The sequence below is a fragment of the Nocardioides caricicola genome, from assembly GCF_039541135.1.
GTDB classification, from domain to species: Bacteria; Actinomycetota; Actinomycetes; order Propionibacteriales; family Nocardioidaceae; genus Nocardioides; species Nocardioides caricicola.
In genome coordinates, this window is sequence record NZ_BAABFQ010000010.1 from 188,455 (window position 1) to 210,178 (window position 21,724).

16 protein-coding genes are annotated in these 21,724 nt (G+C 71.8%); 4 read left to right on the top strand and 12 right to left on the bottom strand.

Annotated elements, in window-relative coordinates; all coding sequences use genetic code 11:
* Positions 1-23: 23 nt before the first annotated feature.
* Positions 24-1,679: a helix-turn-helix domain-containing protein gene (locus ABD875_RS21780; protein ID WP_345182278.1), complete on the bottom strand. Its 1,656-nt coding sequence runs from the start codon at positions 1,677-1,679 to the stop codon at positions 24-26.
* Positions 1,676-4,279: an FtsK/SpoIIIE family DNA translocase gene (locus ABD875_RS21785; RefSeq protein ID WP_345182280.1), complete on the bottom strand. Its 2,604-nt coding sequence runs from the start codon at positions 4,277-4,279 to the stop codon at positions 1,676-1,678. Before ABD875_RS21785 ends, ABD875_RS21780 begins: the two co-directional genes overlap by 4 nt.
* A 244-nt stretch (positions 4,280-4,523) precedes the next feature.
* On the opposite strand from ABD875_RS21785, the gene ABD875_RS21790 reads away from it, so the two are divergent.
* Positions 4,524-7,325: a M4 family metallopeptidase gene (locus ABD875_RS21790; protein ID WP_345182282.1), complete on the top strand. Its 2,802-nt coding sequence runs from the start codon at positions 4,524-4,526 to the stop codon at positions 7,323-7,325.
* Between the two features lie 334 nt (positions 7,326-7,659).
* Here ABD875_RS21790 and ABD875_RS21795 read toward each other — a convergent pair whose 3' ends face one another.
* The 9 genes from ABD875_RS21795 to gcvT form a co-directional block, all read right to left on the bottom strand.
* Positions 7,660-9,345 carry a ribonuclease J gene (locus ABD875_RS21795; protein ID WP_345182284.1) on the bottom strand — a complete coding sequence of 562 codons (1,686 nt, stop codon included), beginning with the start codon at positions 9,343-9,345 and terminating at the stop codon, positions 7,660-7,662.
* 15 nt (positions 9,346-9,360) lie between these two features.
* Positions 9,361-10,260: a 4-hydroxy-tetrahydrodipicolinate synthase gene (dapA, locus tag ABD875_RS21800; protein ID WP_345182286.1), complete on the bottom strand. Its 900-nt coding sequence runs from the start codon at positions 10,258-10,260 to the stop codon at positions 9,361-9,363.
* 29 nt (positions 10,261-10,289) lie between these two features.
* On the bottom strand, positions 10,290-11,207 hold the full coding sequence (locus ABD875_RS21805; protein WP_345182288.1) for an LLM class F420-dependent oxidoreductase: 918 nt from the start codon (positions 11,205-11,207) through the stop codon (positions 10,290-10,292).
* 271 nt (positions 11,208-11,478) lie between these two features.
* Positions 11,479-11,964, bottom strand: a complete 486-nt coding sequence (locus tag ABD875_RS21810) for a dihydrofolate reductase (protein WP_345182290.1) — start codon at positions 11,962-11,964, stop codon at positions 11,479-11,481.
* The gene (locus tag ABD875_RS21815; protein WP_345182293.1) at positions 11,961-12,755 is read right to left on the bottom strand and encodes a thymidylate synthase; all 795 of its coding nucleotides are present in this window, start codon (positions 12,753-12,755) and stop codon (positions 11,961-11,963) included. The genes ABD875_RS21810 and ABD875_RS21815 overlap by 4 nt, the downstream gene beginning before the upstream one ends.
* A 10-nt stretch (positions 12,756-12,765) precedes the next feature.
* A complete protein-coding gene (locus tag ABD875_RS21820; RefSeq protein ID WP_345182295.1) occupies positions 12,766-13,584 on the bottom strand; it encodes a PhzF family phenazine biosynthesis protein in 819 nt (272 codons plus the stop codon).
* Positions 13,585-13,613: 29 nt separating this feature from the next.
* Entirely contained in the window at positions 13,614-15,140 is a 1,527-nt protein-coding gene (locus tag ABD875_RS21825; RefSeq protein WP_345182297.1) for a SigE family RNA polymerase sigma factor, read from the bottom strand.
* Positions 15,141-15,146: 6 nt separating this feature from the next.
* Positions 15,147-15,401, bottom strand: coding sequence for a hypothetical protein (locus tag ABD875_RS21830; RefSeq protein WP_345182299.1), 255 nt, complete (start codon positions 15,399-15,401; stop codon positions 15,147-15,149).
* Between the two features lies 1 nt (position 15,402).
* Entirely contained in the window at positions 15,403-16,521 is a 1,119-nt protein-coding gene (gcvT, locus tag ABD875_RS21835; RefSeq protein ID WP_345182301.1) for a glycine cleavage system aminomethyltransferase GcvT, read from the bottom strand.
* 31 nt (positions 16,522-16,552) lie between these two features.
* Between gcvT and ABD875_RS21840 the strand changes: the two genes are divergently transcribed.
* A complete protein-coding gene (locus ABD875_RS21840; RefSeq protein ID WP_345182304.1) occupies positions 16,553-18,052 on the top strand; it encodes a leucyl aminopeptidase in 1,500 nt (499 codons plus the stop codon).
* Between the two features lie 13 nt (positions 18,053-18,065).
* Here the strand turns inward: ABD875_RS21840 and ABD875_RS21845 are convergent, their stop codons facing one another.
* Positions 18,066-18,434: a hypothetical protein gene (locus ABD875_RS21845; protein ID WP_345182306.1), complete on the bottom strand. Its 369-nt coding sequence runs from the start codon at positions 18,432-18,434 to the stop codon at positions 18,066-18,068.
* An 82-nt stretch (positions 18,435-18,516) separates the two neighbouring features.
* Between ABD875_RS21845 and lpdA the strand changes: the two genes are divergently transcribed.
* A complete protein-coding gene (lpdA, locus tag ABD875_RS21850; RefSeq protein WP_345182308.1) occupies positions 18,517-19,896 on the top strand; it encodes a dihydrolipoyl dehydrogenase in 1,380 nt (459 codons plus the stop codon).
* 20 nt (positions 19,897-19,916) lie between these two features.
* The gene (sucB, locus tag ABD875_RS21855; RefSeq protein WP_345182310.1) at positions 19,917-21,716 is read left to right on the top strand and encodes a 2-oxoglutarate dehydrogenase, E2 component, dihydrolipoamide succinyltransferase; all 1,800 of its coding nucleotides are present in this window, start codon (positions 19,917-19,919) and stop codon (positions 21,714-21,716) included.
* Positions 21,717-21,724 lie beyond the last annotated feature (8 nt).

The following is a 21,724-nucleotide window of genomic DNA, read 5'->3' on the forward strand; positions in this document are numbered from 1 at the left end:
GGGCCTAAACGGCCGCTGCCGCGCTACTCCGGGGCGGCGAACGTGTTGGACGCCGGCTGGCCCTCGGTGCCCAGCGGACCCTGGTCCTCGCCGTCGATGGTCACCCCGAGCGAGCCGTCCGAGGACTGCACCTGCACCGGCGGCGTCGCCTTGATCGCGCGGGTGTCGCCGTACGCCAGGTCGCCGTTGAACACGACCTGGCCGGTGCCGTCGTGCACCACCACGTGCGCGCCACCGGTGGACGCGTCGAGCAGCACCGGCACCGGTGCGCCGAGCTTCGCGGGGTTGGACGGCGAGCCGTTGAGCACCGGGCGCTCGTCGAGCTGGATCGGGCTGTCCATGATCAGCCGGGCGATCGACCACGCCAGCACGATCGCCATCACCGCGGCGACGAGCACCGACCAGTTCGGGCCGCCGCGGGTGCCGCGGATCGGGCCGTCGGCCTGGGTGGCGAGCTCGGCCTCGAACACGCGGCGCGCGTCGATCGGGGCGTCGGCGTACAGCTCGTCGTACGACGCGAGCAGCGGCGCCGCGTCGACGCCGACCACGCGGGCGAGCGTGCGCAGGTGGCCGCGGGCGTAGAAGTCGCCGCCGCACGGCGCGAAGTCGTCGACCTCGATCGACTCGATGACGTGGGGGCGGATCCGGGTCCGCTCCGCCAGCTGGTCGACGGTGAGGTGCAGGCGGGCGCGCGCCGCGGCCAGCTCCGAGCCGATCACCGGGTCGGCGGCCGGTCGCACCAGCAGCTCGTCGCTCGCGGTCCAGCGCAGCTCGCCCGCCTCGGGGAGCTCGGCCCGGACCTCGTCCTGAGCGTCGGCGTGGTCGAGCGCGTACGCCGCCGCGCCGTCGAACCGCACCTCCGTGCGCGTCCCGGTCACCGGCTCGCGCAACGGCAGCGGGGTGGCCGAGGCGACGGGCACGACCGGCATCGCCTGGGTCGGCTCGGGCTCGCCGTCGTCGCTCTCGAGGAGCGGCTCGTCGTGGCGGTGCCGCAGGGTCAGCCGGTCGGCGAGGAAGCCGATCCCCCGCGCCAGCGTCGGGCGCGGGTCGTGCAGCACGGGGTGCTCCGGCTGCTCGACGACCTCGTCGTCCTGCTCCCAGGGCTGCTCCCAGGGCTGCTCCCGGTCCTGCTCCCGGTCCTGCTCGTCCCACTCGCCGGCGGGCTCGTCGTCGTGTTCCTCGACGATCTCGACCACGCGGTCGGGGTCGCCGGCCAGCCGCTCGAGGGCGGCGGTCAGGTCGCCGTCCGCGCCGAGCACCCGGGTCGCGAGCGAAAGCCGCACCGCACGGACGTCGGCGTCCTCGTCGACCGGCACCAGCGTGACCCGGCCGTCGCGGAGCAGGCCGTGCCGCGGCTCGTGCTCGACGCACTCGATGTCGCGCCAGGGCAGGCCGTGCCAGGTCCGGCCGGTGCGCAGCCGGACGCCGTGCTCGTCGACCACCAGCAGGGGTACCCGCGCGTCGACGAGCGACTGGAGGTGGGCGGCCGCGATGGCGCCCGTCACGAGCACCAACGCCCACTCCAGCCACCCGCCGTCGCCGATCGCGCGCGCGAGGTACGCGATCGACACGATCGAGGCCACACCGCCGACCGCCGCCGCCAGGCGGGCGTCGGTGCGGATCTCGACCGACCCGAGCTCGTGGGTGGTCTCCTGCACGTCTGCGCTGAGGTTGCTCACATCTCCCCCTGGAGGGTCGCGATCACGGCATCGATCTCGTCGGGCTTGACCAGGACGTCGCGGGCCTTCGAGCCCTCGCTCGGCCCGACCACGCCCCGGCTCTCGAGGATGTCCATCAGCCGGCCGGCCTTGGCGAAGCCGACGCGGAGCTTGCGCTGCAGCATCGAGGTCGAGCCGAACTGCGTCGACACGACGAGCTCGACGGCCTGGATCACCAGGTCCATGTCGTCGCCGATGTCGTCGTCCAGCTCGCGCTTGGCGGCCGCCGGGGCGGTGACGTCCTCGCGGTACGACGGCTCCAGCTGGCCCTTGCAGTGCTTCACGACCGTGGCGATCTCGGCCTCGCTCACCCAGGAGCCCTGCACGCGCACGGGCTTCGACGCGCCCATCGGCAGGAACAGCCCGTCACCCTGGCCGACCAGCTTCTCGGCGCCCGGCTGGTCGAGGATGACCCGGCTGTCGGCGAGGCTGGACGTCGCGAACGCCAGCCGCGACGGCACGTTGGCCTTGATCAGGCCGGTGACGACGTCGACCGACGGTCGCTGGGTCGCCAGCACCAGGTGGATGCCCGCGGCCCGCGCCAGCTGGGTGATGCGGACGACGGCGTCCTCGACGTCGCGCGGCGCGACCATCATCAGGTCGGCGAGCTCGTCGACGATCACCAGCAGGTACGGGTACGGCGCCAGCTCGCGCTCGCTGCCCGGCGGCACCGTCACCTTGCCGGCGCGCACCGCCTTGTTGAAGTCGTCGATGTGGCGGAAGCCGAAGTTCGCGAGGTCGTCGTAGCGCATGTCCATCTCGCGCACGACCCACGCCAGCGCCTCGGCGGCCTTCTTCGGGTTCGTGATGATCGGCGTGATCAGGTGCGGGACGCCCTCGTAGGCGTTCAGCTCGACCCGCTTCGGGTCGACCATGATCATCCGCACCTCGTCGGGCGTCGAGCGCATCAGGACCGACGTGATCATCGAGTTGATGAAGGACGACTTTCCGGACCCGGTCGCACCGGCGACCAGCAGGTGCGGCATCTTCGCGAGGTTCGCGACGACGAAGCCGCCCTCCACGTCCTTGCCGAGGCCGGCGATCATCGGGTGGTGGTCGCTGCGCGCGGTGTTGGACCGCAGCACGTCGCCCAGCGTGACGATCTCCTTGTCCACGTTGGGGATCTCGATGCCGATCGCGGACTTGCCCGGGATCGGGCTGAGGATCCGCACGTCGGCCGAGGCGACGGCGTACGCGATGTTCTTCGACAGCGCGGTGACCTTCTCGACCTTGACCGCGGGGCCGAGCTCGACCTCGTAGCGCGTCACCGTCGGGCCGCGGGTGTAGCCCGTGACCTGGGCGTCGATGCCGAACTCCTCCATCACCTGGGTGAGGCGCTCGACGACGGCGTCGCTGGCCTTCGAGCGCGCCTTGTGGGGCGAGCCGGCCTTGAGCATCTCGTTGGTCGGCAGGGAGTAGGCGATGTCGCCGGACAGCGCGAGCTGCTCGACGCGCGGCGGCAGCGGCGTGTGGGGCGGCGGCTCGAGCTCGCCCTTCTCCTCGACCACCGGCGTGACCGGCGGGGTGACCTCGGTCGGGGCTTCGGGCGCGAAGATGTCGAGGCCGTCGTCGGTGGTCTCCAACCGCTTCTTGCGCTTGCGCAGCTCGCGCTCGGCGAGGACCGGGCTGTCGTACGCCGGGTCGCCCATCTCGGGATCGATGTCGTCGGTGTCGACGCTCTTGCGCCGGCGGCTGCTCTTGACGGCGGGGATCGCCTGGGTCGCGTCCGGGTCCTCGTCCTCCTCGGCGTGACCGCGGGTCAGCCCGAGCTTCTCCGGGACCTGGTAGAGCGGCGTGCCGGTGATGATCAGGACGCCGAAGAACGTGAGCAGCGTGAGCAGCGGCACCACGACCCACGGCGAGCGGAGCAGGTCGAGCAGCAGGCTGGCGACGACGTAGCCCACCGCGCCGCCGGCGGTGCGCAGGTCGGAGGTGTCCCCCAGCTCGGGCTGCGGGTTGTCCGCGGCGATCTGGACGAGACCGAGCAGCCCGAACGACAGCGCGGCCCAGCCCACCACCTGGCGGCCGGCCGGACCGCTGTGCTCCGGGTTGCGCATGGTGCGCCAGCCGACGTACACGAGCGCCAGCGGGACGAGGAAGCCGACCTTGCCGACGGAGCCCTCGACGACCGTCCGGGCGGCGTCCATGACCGCGCCGGGCAGCTGCCACCAGACGGCGGCGGCGACGACGATCGCGCCGCCGATGAGGAACAGGCCGGCGCCGTCGCGGCGGTGCTCGGGCTCGAGCTCCTCCGCCGAGTGGCCGATGCCCCGGGCCAGCGCCCCGAGCCCGTGCGCGATGCCCAGCCAGATCGCCGAGACGCCGCGCCAGAGCGCGGCGAAGGTGCGCGCGATCGGGCCCGGTCCGTTGCGGACCGCGCGCGGCGCGGGCCGACGGGTGGCGGGCCGGCGCGCGGCCGGCTTGCGCTTGCTCGTGCTCCGAGTCGACTTCTTCGGGGCAGGCTTGCGCTTGGGGCTGGTACTCCGGGATCGGGTGCTCGAGCTGGTCCGAGACGTGCTCTTGCTCCGCGACCCCGGCGGGGAAGACGTACGGGTCGCCATGTTGTCCACCCTAGGCGTCGGTCACTCCAGTCACACGCATCACAGCAGTGCGTGTCTCGGGCCACCCTTCTGGATGAAAGACCTGCGGGAAGGGACGCGGAGGGTTCCGGCAAATCTCTCGCGACTCTGGACCTGTCCCGTGATCTGTTCCTAGGGTGCCCGCATGGCCCGCGTCTCGTGGGCGGGCCGCACCTATCTCGGAGGAACTGTGAAACTGCTCTCTACAGGTGTCAGCCTCGCGCTCGTGGCTGCCGGCCTGGCGGCGCTCCCCGCGCTGTCGGCCGAGGCGGCCAGCACACCGACCAAGTCCGACCAGAACGTCGTCCAGCGCATGGAGGCCGAGGCCTCCGAAGGCGCCCGCTTCAAGACCGAACGCACCACGGGCAAGGTCGGCTTCGTCCGCGCGGCCAGCCAGGGTGACCTGATGCCCTCGCAGAAGGCCGCCGACGGCGCGAGCGCCGCGGCGAAGGCCACGGCGTACGTCGACAAGTACGCCGGCGCCTTCGGCGCCACCGCCGACCAGCTGACCGAGGCGGGCGTGACCGCCACGAAGCTGGGCTGGACGGTCCGCTACGACCAGACCTACCAGGGCGTGCCGGTCTTCGGCGCCCGGCTGCTCGCCAACCTCGACAAGAGCGGTGACCTCACCTCGGTCAACGGCTTCGTCGCCCCCGACCTGTCCCTCAGCACGACTCCCGCCTTCTCCCAGGCCGAGGCCGCGGCCCGCGCGATCTCGACGGTCCGGGCGAACCCGCCCGGCGCCGACGGTGACGCGGACCTCTCCGGCATCAAGGCGGCGTCGACGACGCTCAGCGTCTACCGCCTGGGCGCGATCCGCGGACAGACCGGCGACAACATCCTCGCCTGGGTGGTCGAGGTGACCAACCAGAAGAACGTGCGCGACATGGTCTTCGTCGACGCGAGCACCGGCAAGGTCGTGAACCGCTACTCGATGATCGCCGACGCCCTGGACCGCGAGGTCTACGAGGAGTCCCCCGAGCCGGCCAACCTGGTCTGGAAGGAGGGCGACCCGTTCCCGGGCACGCTCAACCAGTCCCACCAGGACCTAGTGGAGGGCAGTGGCGACGCCTACTGGCTCTTCAAGAACACCTTCGGCCGGGACTCCTTCGACGGTGAGGGCTCGACGATGAAGACGGTCAACAACGACCCGACCATCTCCTGCCCGAACGCCAACTGGAACGGCGTCACGACCAACTACTGCACCGACGTCACCTCCGACGACACCGTGGCCCACGAGTGGGGCCACGCCTACACCGAGTACACCTCCGGGCTGATCTACCAGTGGCAGTCGGGAGCGATGAACGAGGCGTTCTCCGACATCTGGGGCGAGACCGTCGACCAGGTCAACGACCGCTTCAACGAGACGCCGAACACCCCGCGCGTCGAGGGCCAGTGCTCGAAGTTCACCCGCGGCAACGTCGGCGTCACGATCAACGCGCCGGCCGAGATCGCCGGACCGTGCGAGGCCGCTCCCGCCGCGTTCGGCCCGGTCTTCGACAAGGACGGCGTCACCTCCGACGTCGTGGTCGGCACCGACGTCGCCGAGGAGGGCGGCGGCTCGCCCACCGACGGCTGCTCGCCGTTCGACAACGCCGCCGCGCTGGCCGGCAAGTTCGCCTACGTCGACCGCGGCACGTGCTCGTTCGCGATCAAGGCGGACCACGCCGAGGCCGCCGGAGCCACCGGCATCGTGATCGGCAACAACGTCCCCGACCCGCCGTCCAGCCCCGTGGGCACCGCGGACATCTACGGCGTGATGATCGACCAGGCCAGCGGCGCCAAGATCAAGGGCGCGACCGGCACGGTCAACATCACGATCAAGGACATCGACGAGGACCCGAAGGACAACACCTACCGCTGGCTCTCCGGCGAGGGCGACCCCGCCTTCGGCGGCGCGATCCGCGACATGTGGACCCCCACCTGCTACGGCGACCCTGGCAAGGTCTCGGACGCCGAGTACTGGTGCTCCACCGACGACAGCGGCGGTGTCCACTCCAACTCCGGCGTCGTGAACCACACCTTCGCCCTGCTGGTGGACGGCAGCACGTCGAACGGCGTCGAGGTCGCCTCGATCGGTCTCGACAAGGCTGCGAACGTGTTCTGGCGCGCGCAGTCGGCGTACCTCACGCCGACCTCGCGGTTCCCCGACCTCGCCAACGCCCTCACCACCGGCTGTGCCGACCTGGTGGGCAAGCCGATCAACGCGGTCTCGATCGACCCGGACACCGTGACCGCCGCCGACCCGATCACGGCCGAGGACTGCGCTGCGGTCCTCGCCGCGACCCAGGCGACGGAGCTCAACGTCGAGCCGACCCAGTGCAACTTCAAGCCGATGTTCGCCAAGAACCCGCCGGCGCTGTGCGGCTCGAAGTTCAAGACCCGGACGGTCTGGAAGGAGACCTTCGAGAAGGGCCTGGGCAAGTGGGCCAAGACGCAGAAGATCGTCTTCGAGGGCGGCATCGCCGAGCCCTGGAAGACCGCGTCGGACCTCCCGGGCAGCCACGGCTCCAAGGCGGCATACGGCCCGGCTCCCGACGAGGGTGCCTGCTCCAACGGCGCGAACGACTTCTCCAGCACCAACGGCATCACCACCCCGCAGGTCAAGCTTCCGGGCAACGGTGTCCAGAAGCTGTCGTTCCAGCACTACGTCGCGACGGAGACCGGCTACGACGGTGGCACGGTGAAGATCAGCGTCAACGGCAAGGACTTCAAGATCGTGCCGAAGTCGGCGTACCTCTACAACAAGCCGCTCGAGCTCACCTCGGAGGCCGAGGGCAACACCAACCCGCTCGCCGGCAAGACCGGCTTCACCGGCACCGACGGCGGCCTGCCGACGGGCTCGTGGGGCACGTCGATCATCGACCTGAAGAAGGCCGGCGCCAAGCCCGGCCAGAAGATCAAGATCAGGTTCGAGATCGGCCGCGACGGCTGTGGCGGCAACGACGGCTGGTACGTCGACAACGTCAAGGTCGTCAAGTGCGTGAAGAAGCAGCAGAACAAGGTCGTCCTGGGCCGCCAGGGCTGACCTGATCCACACCCGAGTCGGCGCAGTCCTCACCCGAGGGCTGCGCCGATTCGCATTTCCGAGGGTGGTGGTTTCGAGGCTCGCTTCGCTCGCACCTCAACCACCGACACACTCACCTCTTCATGAAGGTGACAACCGAGAACGCGAGCGGCCAAGTCCGACGCCGGCGGAGCCCCGGGGCAGCGCCCGGGACGCGTGAAGCGGAGGCGTGGCGGAGCGAAGCGACGACACGGCGAGGCAAGCGACCGGGCGCAGACCCGAGGGCGACGCCGGTGGCGGCGCAGGACGAACAGGCGGGGCGAGGGCCGCATCCGGAACCGCGCCCCCGCGCGCCTCAGGCCTCGATGACCACCGGGATGATCATCGGCCGGCGCCGGTGCGTGTTGCTGACCCAGCGGCCGATGACCCGGCGCACGGTCTGCTGCAGCTGGTAGGAGTCGGTGTTGCCCTCCGCGATCGCCCGGTCGAGGGCGTCGATGATCGGCTGCTTCACGTCGTCGAAGTTCGAGCCGTCCAGGGCGTTGCCGCGGGCGTGGATCTCGGGGCCGGCGGACACCTTCCCGCTCACCGAGTCGACGACCACGATCACGGAGATGAAGCCCTCCTCGCCGAGGATCAGCCGGTCCTTCAGGTCGGACTCGGTGATGTCACCGACCGACGAGCCGTCGACGAAGACGTAGCCGCAGTCGACCTTGCCGGCCACCGCGGCGACGCCGTCGATCAGGTCGACGACCACGCCGTCCTCGGCGATCACGACGTTCTCGACACCGGTCGCCCGGGCGAGCGCGGCGTTCGCCAGCATGTGCCGGATCTCGCCGTGCACCGGAAGCACGTTGCGCGGCCGGACGATGTTGTAGCAGTAGAGGAGCTCGCCGGCGCTGGCGTGGCCCGAGACGTGCACGAGCGCGTTGCCCTTGTGCACGACGCGTGCGCCCCAGCGGGCCAGGCCGTTGATGACGCGGTAGACGGCGTTCTCGTTGCCGGGGATCAGGCTCGAGGCGAGCAGGACGGTGTCGCCCTCCTCGATGTGCACGAAGTTGTGGTTGCGCTGCGCGATCCGCGACAGCGCACTCATCGGCTCGCCCTGCGAGCCGGTGGAGATCAGCACCTGCCGGTCCGGCGGGAGGTCGGCGAGGTCCTTGGTGTCCACGAGCACGCCCGGCGGCACGTTGAGGTAGCCGAGGTCGCGCGCGATCCCCATGTTGCGGACCATCGAGCGGCCGACGTAGGCGACCTGGCGCTCGTGCGCGTACGCCGCGTCGAGCACCTGCTGGACGCGGTGCACGTGGGAGGCGAAGCAGGCGACGATGATGCGCTGCGAGGACTCCCGGAAGACCTGGTCGATGACCGGGGTGATCGACTTCTCGGCCGGCGTGAAGCCGGGCGTCTCGGCGTTCGTCGAGTCGGTGAGGAAGAGGTCGACGCCCTCCTCCCCCAGCCGCGCGAACGCGCGCAGGTCGGTGATCCGGCCGTCCAGCGGCAGCTGGTCCATCTTGAAGTCGCCGGTGTGGAGCACCATCCCGGCGCCGGTGCGGATCGCGACCGCGAGCGCGTCCGGGATCGAGTGGTTGACCGCGACGAACTCGAGCTCGAACGGCCCGAACGTGATCCGGTCGCCCTCCTTCACCACGTGGTGCACGGTCTCCTTGAGCCGGTGCTCGCGCAGCTTGCTGCCCAGCAGCGCCAGCGTCAGCTCGGAGCCGACCAGCGGGATGTTGCCGCGCTCGCGCAGGAGGTACGGCGTCGCGCCGATGTGGTCCTCGTGGCCGTGGGTGAGCACCAGGGCCTCGACGTCGTCGAGGCGGTCCCGGATCGAGCCCCAGTCGGGGAGGATCAGGTCGATGCCGGGCTGGTGGTCCTCGGGGAACAGCACCCCGCAGTCGACGATCAGCAGGCGGCCGTCGTACTCGAAGACGGTCATGTTGCGACCGACCTCGCCGAGCCCGCCCAGCGGGGTGACCCGGAGACCCCCCTTCGGCAGTGCGGCCGGCGCGGAGAGCTCGGGATGCGGGTGACTCAAGAGATGTCCTTTGTTCTACAGAAGGCCCGACGCGGAGAGACCGGCGCGCAGCGCGGCCACCTCGTCGTCGTCGAGCTCGGAGAGCGGGGAGCGGACCCGGCGGTTGTCGAGCACGCCGAGCAGCTCCAGGGCCGCCTTGGCGGTGGTCGCGCCGTAGTTGGGCACGCCCATCATGGCCTCGAACGCCGGGGTGAGCCGCTGGTAGGTCTCCAGCGCGCCGGCGTGGTCGCCGGCGATGAACATGTCGATCATCGACGCGAGCTCCTTGCCGGCCGCGTGGCCGACCACGGAGACCAGGCCGCAGGCGCCGTGCGCGAGGTAGCCGAGGGTGTTGGCGTCGTCGCCGGAGTAGACGGCGTAGCCGAGCTGCACGAGCTTGGCGGCCCGCGCGATCTCGCCGGTCGCGTCCTTGACCGCGACGACCTGGTCCCAGTCGGCCATCGCGGCGTACGTCTCGACCGCGATCAGGCTGCCGGTGCGCCCGGGGACGTCGTACATCATCACCGGGACCTCGGCCGCGTCGACGACCTGGCGGAAGTGCGCGAGCATGCCGCGCTGGCCGGGCTTGTTGTAGTACGGCGAGACCAGCAGCACGCCGTCGGCGCCCCGCTCGCCCGCCTGCTTCGCGAGGAACGTCGAGGTCGCGGTGTCGTTGGTGCCGACGCCCGCCACGATCTTCACGCCGGGGCCGACCGCCTCGCGGACCGCCTCGATGATCTCGCCGTCCTCCTCCTTGAGGGTGGTCGGCGACTCACCGGTGGTGCCCGAGACGACCAGGCCGTCGTGGCCATGGGCGACCAGGTGCTTGGCCACGCGCTGGACTCCGTCGAGGTCGAGGCTCCCGTCGGCGGCGAACGGCGTCGCCATCGCGGTGAGCATGCGGCCGAACGGAGCGGCAGGCGCAGCAGTGGTCATGGAGGACAGGTTATCGCTCCGCGCTCGGCTCACACGTGCGGCATGACCTCGCGCGCCACCAGCCGCAGGTGGTCGAGGTCGGCGAGGTCGAGCACCTGGAGGTAGATCCGCTCGGCTCCGGCTGCTGCGTAGCGCCCGATCTTGGCGACGACCTCGTCGGGGGTGCCGGCCAGCCCGTTCTCCCGCAGCTCGGCCTTCTCACGCCCGATCGCGGCCGCGCGGCGGTCGATCTCGGCCTCGTCGGCGCCGACGCAGAGCACCAGCGCGTTGGACCAGCGCAGGGTGCCGGGGTCGCGGCCCTGCTGCTCGCACGCCTCGCGGACCCGGGCGAACTGCGCCCTCGTGGTCTCCTCGTCGACGAACGGCAGGTTGAACTCGTCCGCGTAGCGCGCCGCCAGCTCCGGGGTCCGCTTCTTGCCCAGCCCGCCGATGAGCACCGGCGGCTTGGGCTGCACCGGCTTCGGCAGCCCCGGGCTGTCGGTCACCTGGTAGTGCGCGCCGGCGTGCGTGAACCCACCCTCGGTGGCCCAGAGGCCGGTGATGATCGCGAGCTGCTCCTCGAACCGGTCGAACCGCTCCCCCGTGCTCGGGAACGGGATGCCGTACTTCGTGTGCTCGGCCTCGAACCAGCCGGCCCCGATGCCGAGCTCCACGCGCCCGCCGCTCATCTGGTCGACGTTCGCGACCGAGATCGCCAGCGGGCCGGGCAGCCGGAACGTCGCGCTGGTCATCATCGTGCCGAGCCGGATCGTGCTGGTCTCCCGCGCGATCCCGGCCAGCGTGATCCACGCGTCCGACGGGCCGGGCAGCCCCTCGGTGCCCATCCCGAGGTAGTGGTCGGAGCGGAAGAACGCCCCGAAGCCGAGCCGCTCGGCCTCCTGGGCGACCGCGACCAGGTCGTCGTACGTGGCACCTTGCTGGGGTTCGGTGAAGATGCGGAGCTCCATGGCTCCACCCTGTCAGGCGCGACAAGAGCCGTGCCGGTCGGGCCGTCGATGCGAGGAATGGTCACCAACCGCAGGTGGGAGCGTGCCCAACCTGCGGTTGGTGACCATTCCGCACGCCATCCCGGCCCGGGCCGCCGGAACGTCACAGGGACGGGGCCTACCGACACACCGGTCACACGACGCCCGCGCGCATGCGAGGAATGGTCACCAACCGCAGATGGGAGCGTGCCCAACCTGCGGTTGGTGACCATTCCGCACCACCCAGCGGCCGCTACAAGCGGTTGGCCGCCCGCTCCAGCCAGACCCGCTCGTAGCCGTCGAAGTGCTCCCGGTCGGTCTCGAGCCAGGCGTTGCGGTCGAAGTCCGGGTAGAACACGTCGCCCTCCGGCTCGAGGGGCACCTCGCTGATGATCTGCTCGGCGGCGAGCGGCAGCGCCTCGGCGTACACCTGCGCGCCGCCGACGACGATCACCTCGCCGTCGTACGACGCCGCCTTGCCGAGCGCGTCGAGGAAGCTGTGCGCCACGAGCACGCCGTCGGCCGACCACGACCGGTCGCGGGTGAGGACGATCGTGGTGCGGCCGGGCAGCGGCCGCCCGATCGACTCGTACGTCGTGCGGCCCATCACCAGCACGTGGCCCATGGTGAGCGCCTTGAACTCGGCCTGCTCACCGGGGATCTTCCACGGGATGTCGGACCCGTTGCCGATGACACCGTTCCGCGCGACCGCCGCGACCAGGATGATCCGCTTGCTCATACCGCGATGGGTGCCTTGATGCCGGGGTGCGGGTCGTAGCCCTCGACCGCGATGTGCTCGAGGTCGAACGCGTCGAGCGCCGTGACCGACGGGTCGAGCGTCAGCGTCGGGAGCGGCCGCGGGTCGCGGGTGAGCTGGAGCCGCGCCTGGTCGAGGTGGTTGGAGTACAGGTGCGCGTCGCCGAGCGTGTGCACGAAGTCGCCGACCTCCAGCCCGGTGACCTGGGCGACCATGTGCGTGAGCAGGGCGTACGACGCGATGTTGAACGGCACGCCCAGGAAGATGTCGGCCGAGCGCTGGTAGAGCTGGCAGCTGAGCCGGCCGCCGGCGACGTAGAACTGGAACATCGTGTGGCACGGCGCCAGCGCCATGTCGGGGATGTCGGCGACGTTCCACGCCGAGACGATGTGGCGGCGCGAGTCGGGGTTGGTGCGGATCTGCTCGACGACCTGAGCGATCTGGTCGACGTGCCGCCCGTCGGGCGTCGGCCACGAGCGCCACTGGTAGCCGTAGACCGGCCCGAGGTCGCCGTTCTCGTCGGCCCACTCGTCCCAGATCGTGATGCCGCGGTCCTGCAGCCACTTCACGTTCGTGTCGCCGCGGAGGAACCACAGCAGCTCGCCGAACACCGAGCGGGTGTGGATCTTCTTGGTGGTCACCAGCGGGAATCCGGCCGCGAGGTCGAAGCGCATCTGGTGCCCGAACACCGAGCGGGTGCCGGTGCCGGTCCGGTCGCTCTTCTCCACGCCGTCGTCGAGAACCCGCTGGAGGAGATCGAGGTACTGCTGCACGACTCCGACCCTAGTCCAGCGAGACCGTGCCGGTGACCGTCGTCCGCGTGTCGCCACCGACCCAGATCTGGCCGTCGACGAGCTCGACGTGCACCCGGCCGGCGCGCTGGAGCACGGTCCCCTGGGAGGCGACGTACGACGTGGGCAGCGTGCGGCCGGCCAGCCACTGGCCGACGCCGGCGTTCAGCGAGCCCGTGACGGGGTCCTCCGGCATGCCGTAGCCGGGGCAGAACGCCCGCAGCTCGACCGCGACAGGTCCGTCGGCGTACGGGCCGACGACGCCGATCTTCAGGTTCCCGAACGCCGCCCAGTCCGGCTCCAGCCCGAGGACGGTCTCGGCGTCGCGGAGCAGCACGCCGACCCAGCCGGGACCGTTGTCGATCCACTCGGTCTCGAGGATCTGGTCGCGCGCGATCCCCAGCGCCCGCGCGATGGCGGCGATGTCGTCCCCGGCCACCGGGCCGGACCGCACCAGCGGCGGCGCCCCGAACGACAGCCGCTCACCCCGGCGGATCCGCACCAGCCCGGCGCCGCACTCCTGCACGAGGTCCTCGCCGGCCGGCGATCCCCCGGCCTCCAGCCACGCGTGCGCGCTGCCGAGCGTCGGGTGGCCGGCGAACGGCAGCTCACCGCCGGGCGTCCAGATCCGCAGCCGGTAGTCGGCCTCGGGCGTGGTCGGCCGGAGCAGGAACGTCGTCTCGGAGAGGTTGGTCCACCGGGCGAACGCCGCCATCTCCTCGTCGGAGACGTCGTCGGCGTCGTGCACGACGGCGACCGGGTTGCCGCGCAGCGGCTGCGCGGAGAACACGTCGACCTGGCTGAAGCGCATGGCGCCATCCTGCCTGCCCCGGCAAGGCCTCAGTGGGCGAGCATCGGCTCCTCGTCCGCGCGGGCGAGCGGCAGGACGTCCGAGCACTCCATCTCCTGCCGGTCCGTCTCGACCGTGCAGGTGCGGAGCACGACGAGCGGCTGGTCGTTGCCCTCGAGGTCCGGCCCGACGCCGTAGTCCTCGGCCCGGATCACGAGGTAGTCGATCGTCCCGTCCGGACCGAACGCCGCGTCGAGGGCGAGCTCGTCGCCGCCGATCCCCGTCGGCAGCCGCTCACCGGAGCGGGCGTCGTACAGCAGCGGGGCGAACGGCCCCTCCTCCTGCCCGGGCGGGCGGGCCACCAGGAGGTTGCCGCCGGGCGCGAACTCGGCGGAGACGCCGGGCCGCACGAAGTGCACGTTGAAGAACGGCTGCACCATGTCGACCCTCGAGCCGACGGCGTAGGCGCGGGTCGCGGACTCGACGTCGAGCAGCACCTGGCTCGCCAGGAGCTCGACCCGGCCGGTCAGCGGGTCCCAGCCGTAGGTCTGGCCCTCGTCGACGTAGTAGACGCGGTTCTGGTCCAGCGCGACCACGCGCGAGCCGGGCGGGACCGTCACCCGGGCGACGTCGTCCCCGGTGGCGACGTCGTGCACCACCAGCTCCGGGTTGTCGTTGGGACCGCCGACCCAGGCCGCCCAGCCGCGCTCGTCGGAGGCGACGATCGACGACCCGAGCCCCTTGGTGCCGAGCCGGCTCAGCTCGCCGTTGGGCCCGAGGCGGACGAGCACGCGGTCGGTGCCGGCGTAGATGACGCCGCCGCCGACCTCCACCAGGTCGACGACCTGCGGCACCTCGACCGCCACGTTCGCCAGGTGCAGCTGGCCGGCGCCGTACCACGGCTGGTCGATCGGGTTCTTCGACTCCACCACCTTCGCCTCCGGCGGCGGGGGCTCTGCCTCGGGCCGGGTCGAGAACCACGTCAGCCCGGCGACGACCAGCACCCCGGCGACGCTGGAGCCGACCACGATCCGGCTGCGGCGGCGGCGCGCGGCCCGGGCCCGCGCGACCACGACGTCGTACGGCGGCGGCGAGACCTCGATGGTCTCCCGGGCGATCCGGTGGTCGACCTCGGAGAACCGGCTGCGCTCCGGGCCCAGCGCCCGGTCCAGCACGTCCGCGACCTGGTCCTCGGTGAGCTCGGCGACGTGGCGCAGGACCTGCTGCTCACGCTGCGCCGCGGGCAGCGCGGCGAGCTCGGCCTCGATCTCGCGGCGCAGGAGCACCTCGTCGGTCTCCTCCTCGGCGGGCTCCTCGGCGGGCTCCTGGGCCGGTTCCTCGACCGGGACGTCGCCGTGCTTCAACCGGCGGTGCCAGGCGTCGAGGACGGTGCCGTAGACGTGGACGTCGATGTCCTCGTGCTCGCGCACCTTCTCGTACGACGGGTAGCAGCGGGCCAGCGCGCCGACGACGAGCTCCTCGGCCTCCGCGCGCGGGCAGCCGATCAGGACGAGGCTGCGGACGAGCGCGGGCCAACGTGCGGCGAGGTAGCCGGCGAAGTCCGCGTCGTTGCGCATCGGTCGCTACTCATGCAACGACATGGGTCCGTAGACCCGACGGTCCTGCTCGAACAGCACGACGGCGTCGACGCCCTCGGCGGCCAGGTCCGACCAGGTCTCGCCCACCCAGGACTCGGCGTCGGCCTGGCTGGCGAACCGCTGCTCGGCCAGGTCGCCGCCGACGGCGACCTCCTCACCCGAGGCGTCCTCCAGGCGCCACCACCACGGGCGCTCGGCCGGCGACGGCGGTCGGAAGGTGGGCTGCTCCGGCAGGTTCATCTCAGGCCTCTCGCACCGACGGGTCGAGGAACGGCGGCTTCACGAGCTGGAAGATCTCGCGGCGGCCGCGGATGTCGACGCCGACCTCGGCGTCCGGGTCGACGAACGACGGCAGCAGCGCGAGGCCGATGCCCTTCTTCAGCGTCGGCGAGAACGTGCCCGAGGTGATCTCGCCGAGCAGGACGTCCGGGGTCAGGCTCACGCCCATGTGCGGGCGCGGGATGCCGCGCCCGGTCGCGACCAGCCCGCGCAGGACCCGCTTCGGCCCGGCCTCACGCTCGGCGGTCAGCACGTCGCGGCCCCAGAAGGCGTCCTTCTTCCAGCCGACCGCCCAGCCCAGCCGGGCCTCGTTCGGAGTGACGTCGAGGGAGATCTCCTGGCCGTGCAGCGGGTAGCCCATCTCGGTGCGCAGCGTGTCGCGGGCACCGAGTCCGCAGGCGAGGATGCCGTGCGGCTCCCCCGCCGCCAGCAGCGCGTCCCACAGCGCGACGGCCACGGAGTTCGGAGCGACGACCTCGTAGCCGCGCTCACCGGTGTAGCCGGTGCGGCAGACGACGACGGTCTCCCCCTCGAAGGCCGCCTCCGCGAACGACATGTACGCGTGGTCGATCGGCAGACCGACCGCGGCGAGCGTCTCGTCGGACCTCCTGCCCTGCACGGCGAGCACGACGTAGTCGCGGTGCTGGTTGGTGACCGTGACGCCCTCGGGCGCCTCGGCCTCGAGCCGGCGCACGACCTCCGCGGTGTTCGCGGCGTTCGGGATGAGGAACACCCGCTCGTCGTCGTACAGGTAGGCGATCAGGTCGTCCACGACGCCGCCGGTCGCGTCGTCGCAGCACAGGGTGTACTGCGCCTGGCCAGGCCCGATCCGGCCGAGGTCGTTGGTCAGCGTCCGGTTGACGTACGCCGCGGCGCCCGGGCCGGCGACGGTCGCCTTGCCGAGGTGGCTGACGTCGAAGATCCCGACGGCCTCGCGGACCGCGGTGTGCTCCTTGACCACGCCGGTCGAGTACTCGAGCGGCATCGACCAGCCACCGAACGCGGCGAACTTCGCTCCGAGGGCCTCGTGCCGGTCGTGGAGCGGGGATCGGAGCAATTCGCTCGGAGGCAGGTCGGACATGGCGGCGAACTTACCCGACTATCCTGCGCGGGTGACGACCTACACCCTGCGCGCCGCGAGCCCCGCCAAGACCCGGAGCGACGCCGTCGTCGTCGGGGTCGTCCAGTCGCCGGAGGGCCCGGTTCTCGCCGACGGTGGCGACGAGGTCGCGAAGGCCTACGGCCGCAAGCTGCGCCCGCTGCTGGCCAGCCTCGGCGTGACCGGCAAGGCCGGCGAGGTCGTGAAGGTGCCGACCGCCGGCATCGTGTCGTCGCCGCTGCTGGTGCTGGTCGGCCTCGGCAAGGAGCCCACCACCAACGCCGTCCGCAAGGCCGCCGGTGTCGCCGCCCGCGGCGTCACGAACGCCGCCTCGGTCGCGCTGGCGCTCCCCGGCGAGACGCCCGAGCTGGTCAGCGCGGTCGTCGAGGGCTACCAGCTCGGCGGGTACGCGTTCACGGCGTACAAGAAGAACGGCGGCGCCGACCGCCCCAATGACGTGGTCGTGCTCAGCTCCGGCGCGCGCCGCAAGGAGGTCGTCGCGGCGTTCGAGGCGGCGCAGGTCGTCGCTCGGGCCGTCGCCGCGACCCGCGACTGGGTGAACACGCCGCCGGGCGACTTCACACCGCCGCTGTTCGCCGACGCGGTCGCCGCCGCGACCAAGGAGCAGACCAAGGGCCGGGGCGCGCCGAAGATCTCGATCCGGGTCCTCGACGACACCGAGCTCACCGAGCTCGGGTGCGGGGGCATCCTCGGAGTGGGCGCCGGCTCGTCCGCGCCGCCGCGCCTGGTGGAGCTGACCTACGCGCCGAAGGGCGCGACCCGGCACCTGGCGCTGGTCGGCAAGGGCATCACGTTCGACTCCGGCGGCCTCACGATCAAGCCGGCTCAGGGCATGGGCGAGATGAAGTCCGACATGGCGGGCGCGGCCGCGGTCGTGCAGGCGACGTACGCGATCGCCGCGCTGGGGCTGCCGGTCAAGGTCAGCACGTTCGCCCCGATGGCGGAGAACATGCTCTCCGGCTCCGCGCTGCGGCCCGGTGACGTCCTGCGGATGTACGGCGGCACCACGGTCGAGATCCAGAACACCGACGCCGAGGGCCGGCTGATCCTCGCCGACGCGCTGGTGCGCGCCACCGAGCAGAAGCCCGACGTGATCGTCGACGTCGCCACGCTGACCGGCCACATGGTCGTCGCGCTCGGCGACCGCGTCGCGGGCGTGATGGGCAGCGAGGAGGTCGTCGCCGACGTGCTCGCCGCGGCCGCCGCCGCCGGCGAGGAGATGTGGCCGATGCCGATCCCCGAGGCGATGAACGACCGGATCCGCAGCAGCAAGATCGCGGACCTGTCCCAGCACGACTGGATCCGCTGGGGCGGCGGGCTGTTCGCGGCGGCGTTCCTGCGCGAGTTCACCGCCGGCGTCCCGTGGGCGCACCTCGACATCGCCGGACCGTCGTTCAACACCGGCGGCCCGTGGGGTCACGTCACCTCCGGCGGCACCGGCGTCGCGGTGACGACGCTGGTGGAGTACGCCCGCGCCTTCGCCGAGGGCTGAGGGCCGGCTACGGCTAGAGCCCGCCCTCGAGCTTCTTGCGGCGGTTGTAGTCGCGCATCCGCTGCGGGATGCCGACGACCGCGGCGTCGTACGACGGGATCTGGCCGCGGTTGCAGAAGTCGTGCGCCCACTTCACCGACGGCACCCGGCGGCGGGTCCACTCGCCGTCGTGCGCGACCAGGAGCAGCGTCACGTCGCTGACCGCGGTGCGCGGCTCCACGAAGCCCTCGACCCCGCGGCGCTCCGCGACCCACGTCTGCAGGTGCTCGAGGTCCACGGTGTCCGCCGCCCGTACCCGGGTCGATCCGGTGCGCGCAGCGTCGCGCGCGGGGCCCTTCATCTTGGTGCCCGAGCCACGCCGGAACCGGTCCATCCACGCCATGGGCACCAGTGTGCCTTGCGGACCTACCGGAGCGTAGGAACCTCGGTGTGGACACGTTGAGCGGAAGTGCAAGGATGGGCCCGTGGCCGATCCCGACTTCGACGTACTCATCCTCGGTGCCGGCTCCGGTGGCTACGCATGCGCCCTCCGGGCCGCCCAGCTCGGGCTCACCGTGGGACTGGTGGAGAAGGGCAACCTCGGCGGCACCTGCCTGCACGTCGGCTGCATCCCCACCAAGGCGCTGCTGCACGCCGCGGAGGTCGCCGACCAGACCCGCGATTCCGCGACGTTCGGCGTCCTCGCCAGCCTCGAGGGCATCGACATGGCCGGCGTCAACGCCTACAAGGACGGCGTGGTCTCCCGGCTCTTCAAAGGCCTCACCGGCCTGATCAAGGGCCGCGGCATCACCGTGATCGAGGGCTCCGGCCGGCTCACCGGCCCGCGCGAGGTCACCGTCGACGGCAAGGCCTACACCGGCCGGAACGTCGTGCTGGCGTCCGGCTCCTACTCCCGCAGCCTCCCCGGCCTCGAGGTCGACGGCGAGCGCGTGATCACCTCCGAGCACGCACTCAAGCTCGACCGCGTCCCGGCGTCGGTGGTCGTGCTCGGCGGCGGCGTGATCGGCTGCGAGTTCGCCAGCGTGTGGCGCAGCTTCGGCGCCGAGGTCACCATCGTCGAGGCGCTCCCGCGGCTGATGGCCGCCGAGGACGAGGCGTCCTCGAAGGTCCTCGAGCGCGCGTTCCGCAAGCGCGGCATCGCGTTCAAGACCGCCACCTCGTTCCAGAGCGTCAAGCACTCCGACACCGGCGTCGCGGTGACCGTCGAGGGAGGCGAGGTGATCGAGGCCGAGCTGCTGCTGGTCGCGGTCGGCCGCGGACCGGTCACCGAGGGCCTCGGGTACGACGAGCAGGGCATCGCGATGGAGCGCGGCTTCGTGCTCGCCGACGGCCACTGCCGCACCAACGTCGAGGGCGTGTACGCCGTCGGCGACATCGTCCCCGGGCTGCAGCTCGCGCACCGCGGGTTCCAGCAGGGCATCCTCGTCGCCGAGCACATCGCCGGCCTCGACCCGAAGCCCATCGACGAGGACGGCATCCCCCGGGTCACCTACTCGCACCCCGAGCTCGCCTCCGTGGGCCTCGACGAGGCCAAGGCCGCCGCGACGTACGGCGCCGACGGCATCGAGACCCTCACCTACGACCTCGGCGGCAACGGCAAGAGCCAGATCCTGAAGACCCAGGGCTTCGTGAAGCTGGTGCGCCGCAAGGACGGTCCCGTCGTCGGCGTCCACATGGTCGGCGACCGGGTCGGTGAGCTCATCGGCGAGGCGCAGTTGATCTACAACTGGGAGGGGTACCCCGAAGACGTGGCACCCCTCGTCCACGCGCACCCGACCCAGAACGAAGCCCTCGGCGAAGCGCACCTCGCGCTCGCCGGCAAGCCCCTCCACGCACACGCCTGATCGAGAAGCGAAGGAAGCCCATGGCCACCGAAGTCACCCTGCCGGCACTCGGCGAGTCCGTCACCGAAGGCACCGTCACCCGCTGGCTCAAGCAGGTCGGTGACACGGTGGCCGTCGACGAGGCGCTGCTCGAGGTCTCCACCGACAAGGTCGACACCGAGATCCCGTCCCCCGTCGCCGGCACCCTGCTGGAGATCAAGGCCAACGAGGACGACACCGTCGAGGTCGGCGCCGTGCTCGCGCTGATCGGCGACGAGGGCGAGGGTGGCGGCTCGGCCGACCAGGAGCAGCCCGAGCCCGAGCCCGAGCCCGAGCCGGAGCCCGAGCCCGAGCAGCAGCAGGCCGAGGAGCCGGCGGCCGCCGAGGAGCCCGCGCCCGCCGCCGAGGAGGCCGAGAAGCCGGCCGCCGAGGCGAAGCCGTCCGGCGGTGGTTCCGGTACGTCGGTGACGCTGCCCGCGCTCGGCGAGTCGGTGACCGAGGGCACCGTGACCCGCTGGCTGAAGTCGGTCGGTGACGAGGTGGCCGTCGACGAGGCGCTGCTCGAGGTCTCCACCGACAAGGTCGACACCGAGATCCCCTCGCCGGTCGCCGGCACCCTGCTGGAGATCAAGGTCGAGGAGGACGAGACCGTCGAGGTCGGCGCCGAGCTGGCCGTGATCGGCGACCAGGGCGCCGCGCCCGCACCCGCCGAGGAGAAGGCCCCCGAGCCGGAGAAGCAGCCCGAGCCCGAGCCTGAGCCCGAGCCGGAGAAGCAGCCGGAGCCCGAGCAGCCGAAGGCCGAGGAGAAGGCGCCCGAGCCCGAGCCGGAGAAGAAGCCCGAGCCGCAGCAGTCGGCCCCCCAGCAGTCGGCCCCCCAGCAGTCGGCCCCCCAGCAGTCGGAGCCGGTGGGCGGTGGCGACGGCCCCGGCTACGTGACTCCGCTGGTGCGCAAGCTCGCCGCGCAGCACGGTGTCGACCTGGCCGGCGTGACGGGCACCGGCGTCGGTGGCCGGATCCGCAAGCAGGACGTGCTCGACGCGGCCGCGAAGCCCGCCGCCGCGGCCCCGGCGGCCCCCGCCGCCGCACCGGCCGCGTCCTCGTCGGCGCCCGCGCCGGCGACGCCGTCCCCGCTGCGCGGCAAGACCGAGAAGATCTCGCGGCTGCGCAAGATCATCGCCAGCCGGATGGTCGAGTCGCTGCAGACCTCCGCCCAGCTCACCCAGGTGGTCGAGGTCGACGTGACCGCGATCGCGCGGCTGCGGGACTCGGTGAAGGCCGACTTCCTGGCCCGCGAGGGCGTGAAGCTGTCGTACCTGCCGTTCTTCGCGAAGGCCGCGATCGACTCGCTCAAGGAGCACCCGGCCCTCAACGCGACCCTCGACACCGAGGCCGGCGAGGTGACCTACTTCGACCGCGAGCACGTCGCGTTCGCCGTGGACACCGAGAAGGGCCTGCTCACCCCGGTGGTCAAGGACGCGGGCGACCTCTCCATCGCCGGCCTGGCGAAGAAGATCGCCGACGTCGCCGAGCGGACCCGCACCAACAAGATCGGGCCCGACGAGCTGTCGGGCGGCACGTTCACGATCACGAACCTCGGCTCGGTCGGCGCCCTCTGGGACACCCCGATCATCAACAAGCCGCAGGTCGCGATCCTCGGTCCCGGCACCGTCGTGAAGCGTCCGGTCGTCATCGACGACCCGAACCTCGGCGAGACGATCGCCGTGCGCCACATGGTCTACCTCGCGCTCACCTACGACCACCAGCTGGTCGACGGCGCCGACGCCGGCCGCTTCCTGCAGGCGGTCAAGAAGCGCCTGGAGTCCGGTCAGTTCGAGGTCTGAGCCTGACG

Bases quoted from the DNA above. Each gene is read 5' to 3' on its own strand.
- ABD875_RS21785 (WP_345182280.1), bottom strand. From the start codon at position 4,279: ATGGCGACCCGTACGTCTTCCCCGCCGGGGTCGCGGAGCAAGAGCACG.
- dapA (WP_345182286.1), bottom strand. From the start codon at position 10,260: ATGACCACTGCTGCGCCTGCCGCTCCGTTCGGCCGCATGCTCACCGCG.
- ABD875_RS21805 (WP_345182288.1), bottom strand. From the start codon at position 11,207: ATGGAGCTCCGCATCTTCACCGAACCCCAGCAAGGTGCCACGTACGAC.
- ABD875_RS21810 (WP_345182290.1), bottom strand. From the start codon at position 11,964: ATGAGCAAGCGGATCATCCTGGTCGCGGCGGTCGCGCGGAACGGTGTC.
- ABD875_RS21820 (WP_345182295.1), bottom strand. From the start codon at position 13,584: ATGCGCTTCAGCCAGGTCGACGTGTTCTCCGCGCAGCCGCTGCGCGGC.
- ABD875_RS21825 (WP_345182297.1), bottom strand. From the start codon at position 15,140: ATGCGCAACGACGCGGACTTCGCCGGCTACCTCGCCGCACGTTGGCCC.
- ABD875_RS21830 (WP_345182299.1), bottom strand. From the start codon at position 15,401: ATGAACCTGCCGGAGCAGCCCACCTTCCGACCGCCGTCGCCGGCCGAG.
- gcvT (WP_345182301.1), bottom strand. From the start codon at position 16,521: ATGTCCGACCTGCCTCCGAGCGAATTGCTCCGATCCCCGCTCCACGAC.
- ABD875_RS21845 (WP_345182306.1), bottom strand. From the start codon at position 18,434: ATGGCGTGGATGGACCGGTTCCGGCGTGGCTCGGGCACCAAGATGAAG.
- sucB (WP_345182310.1), top strand. From the start codon at position 19,917: ATGGCCACCGAAGTCACCCTGCCGGCACTCGGCGAGTCCGTCACCGAA.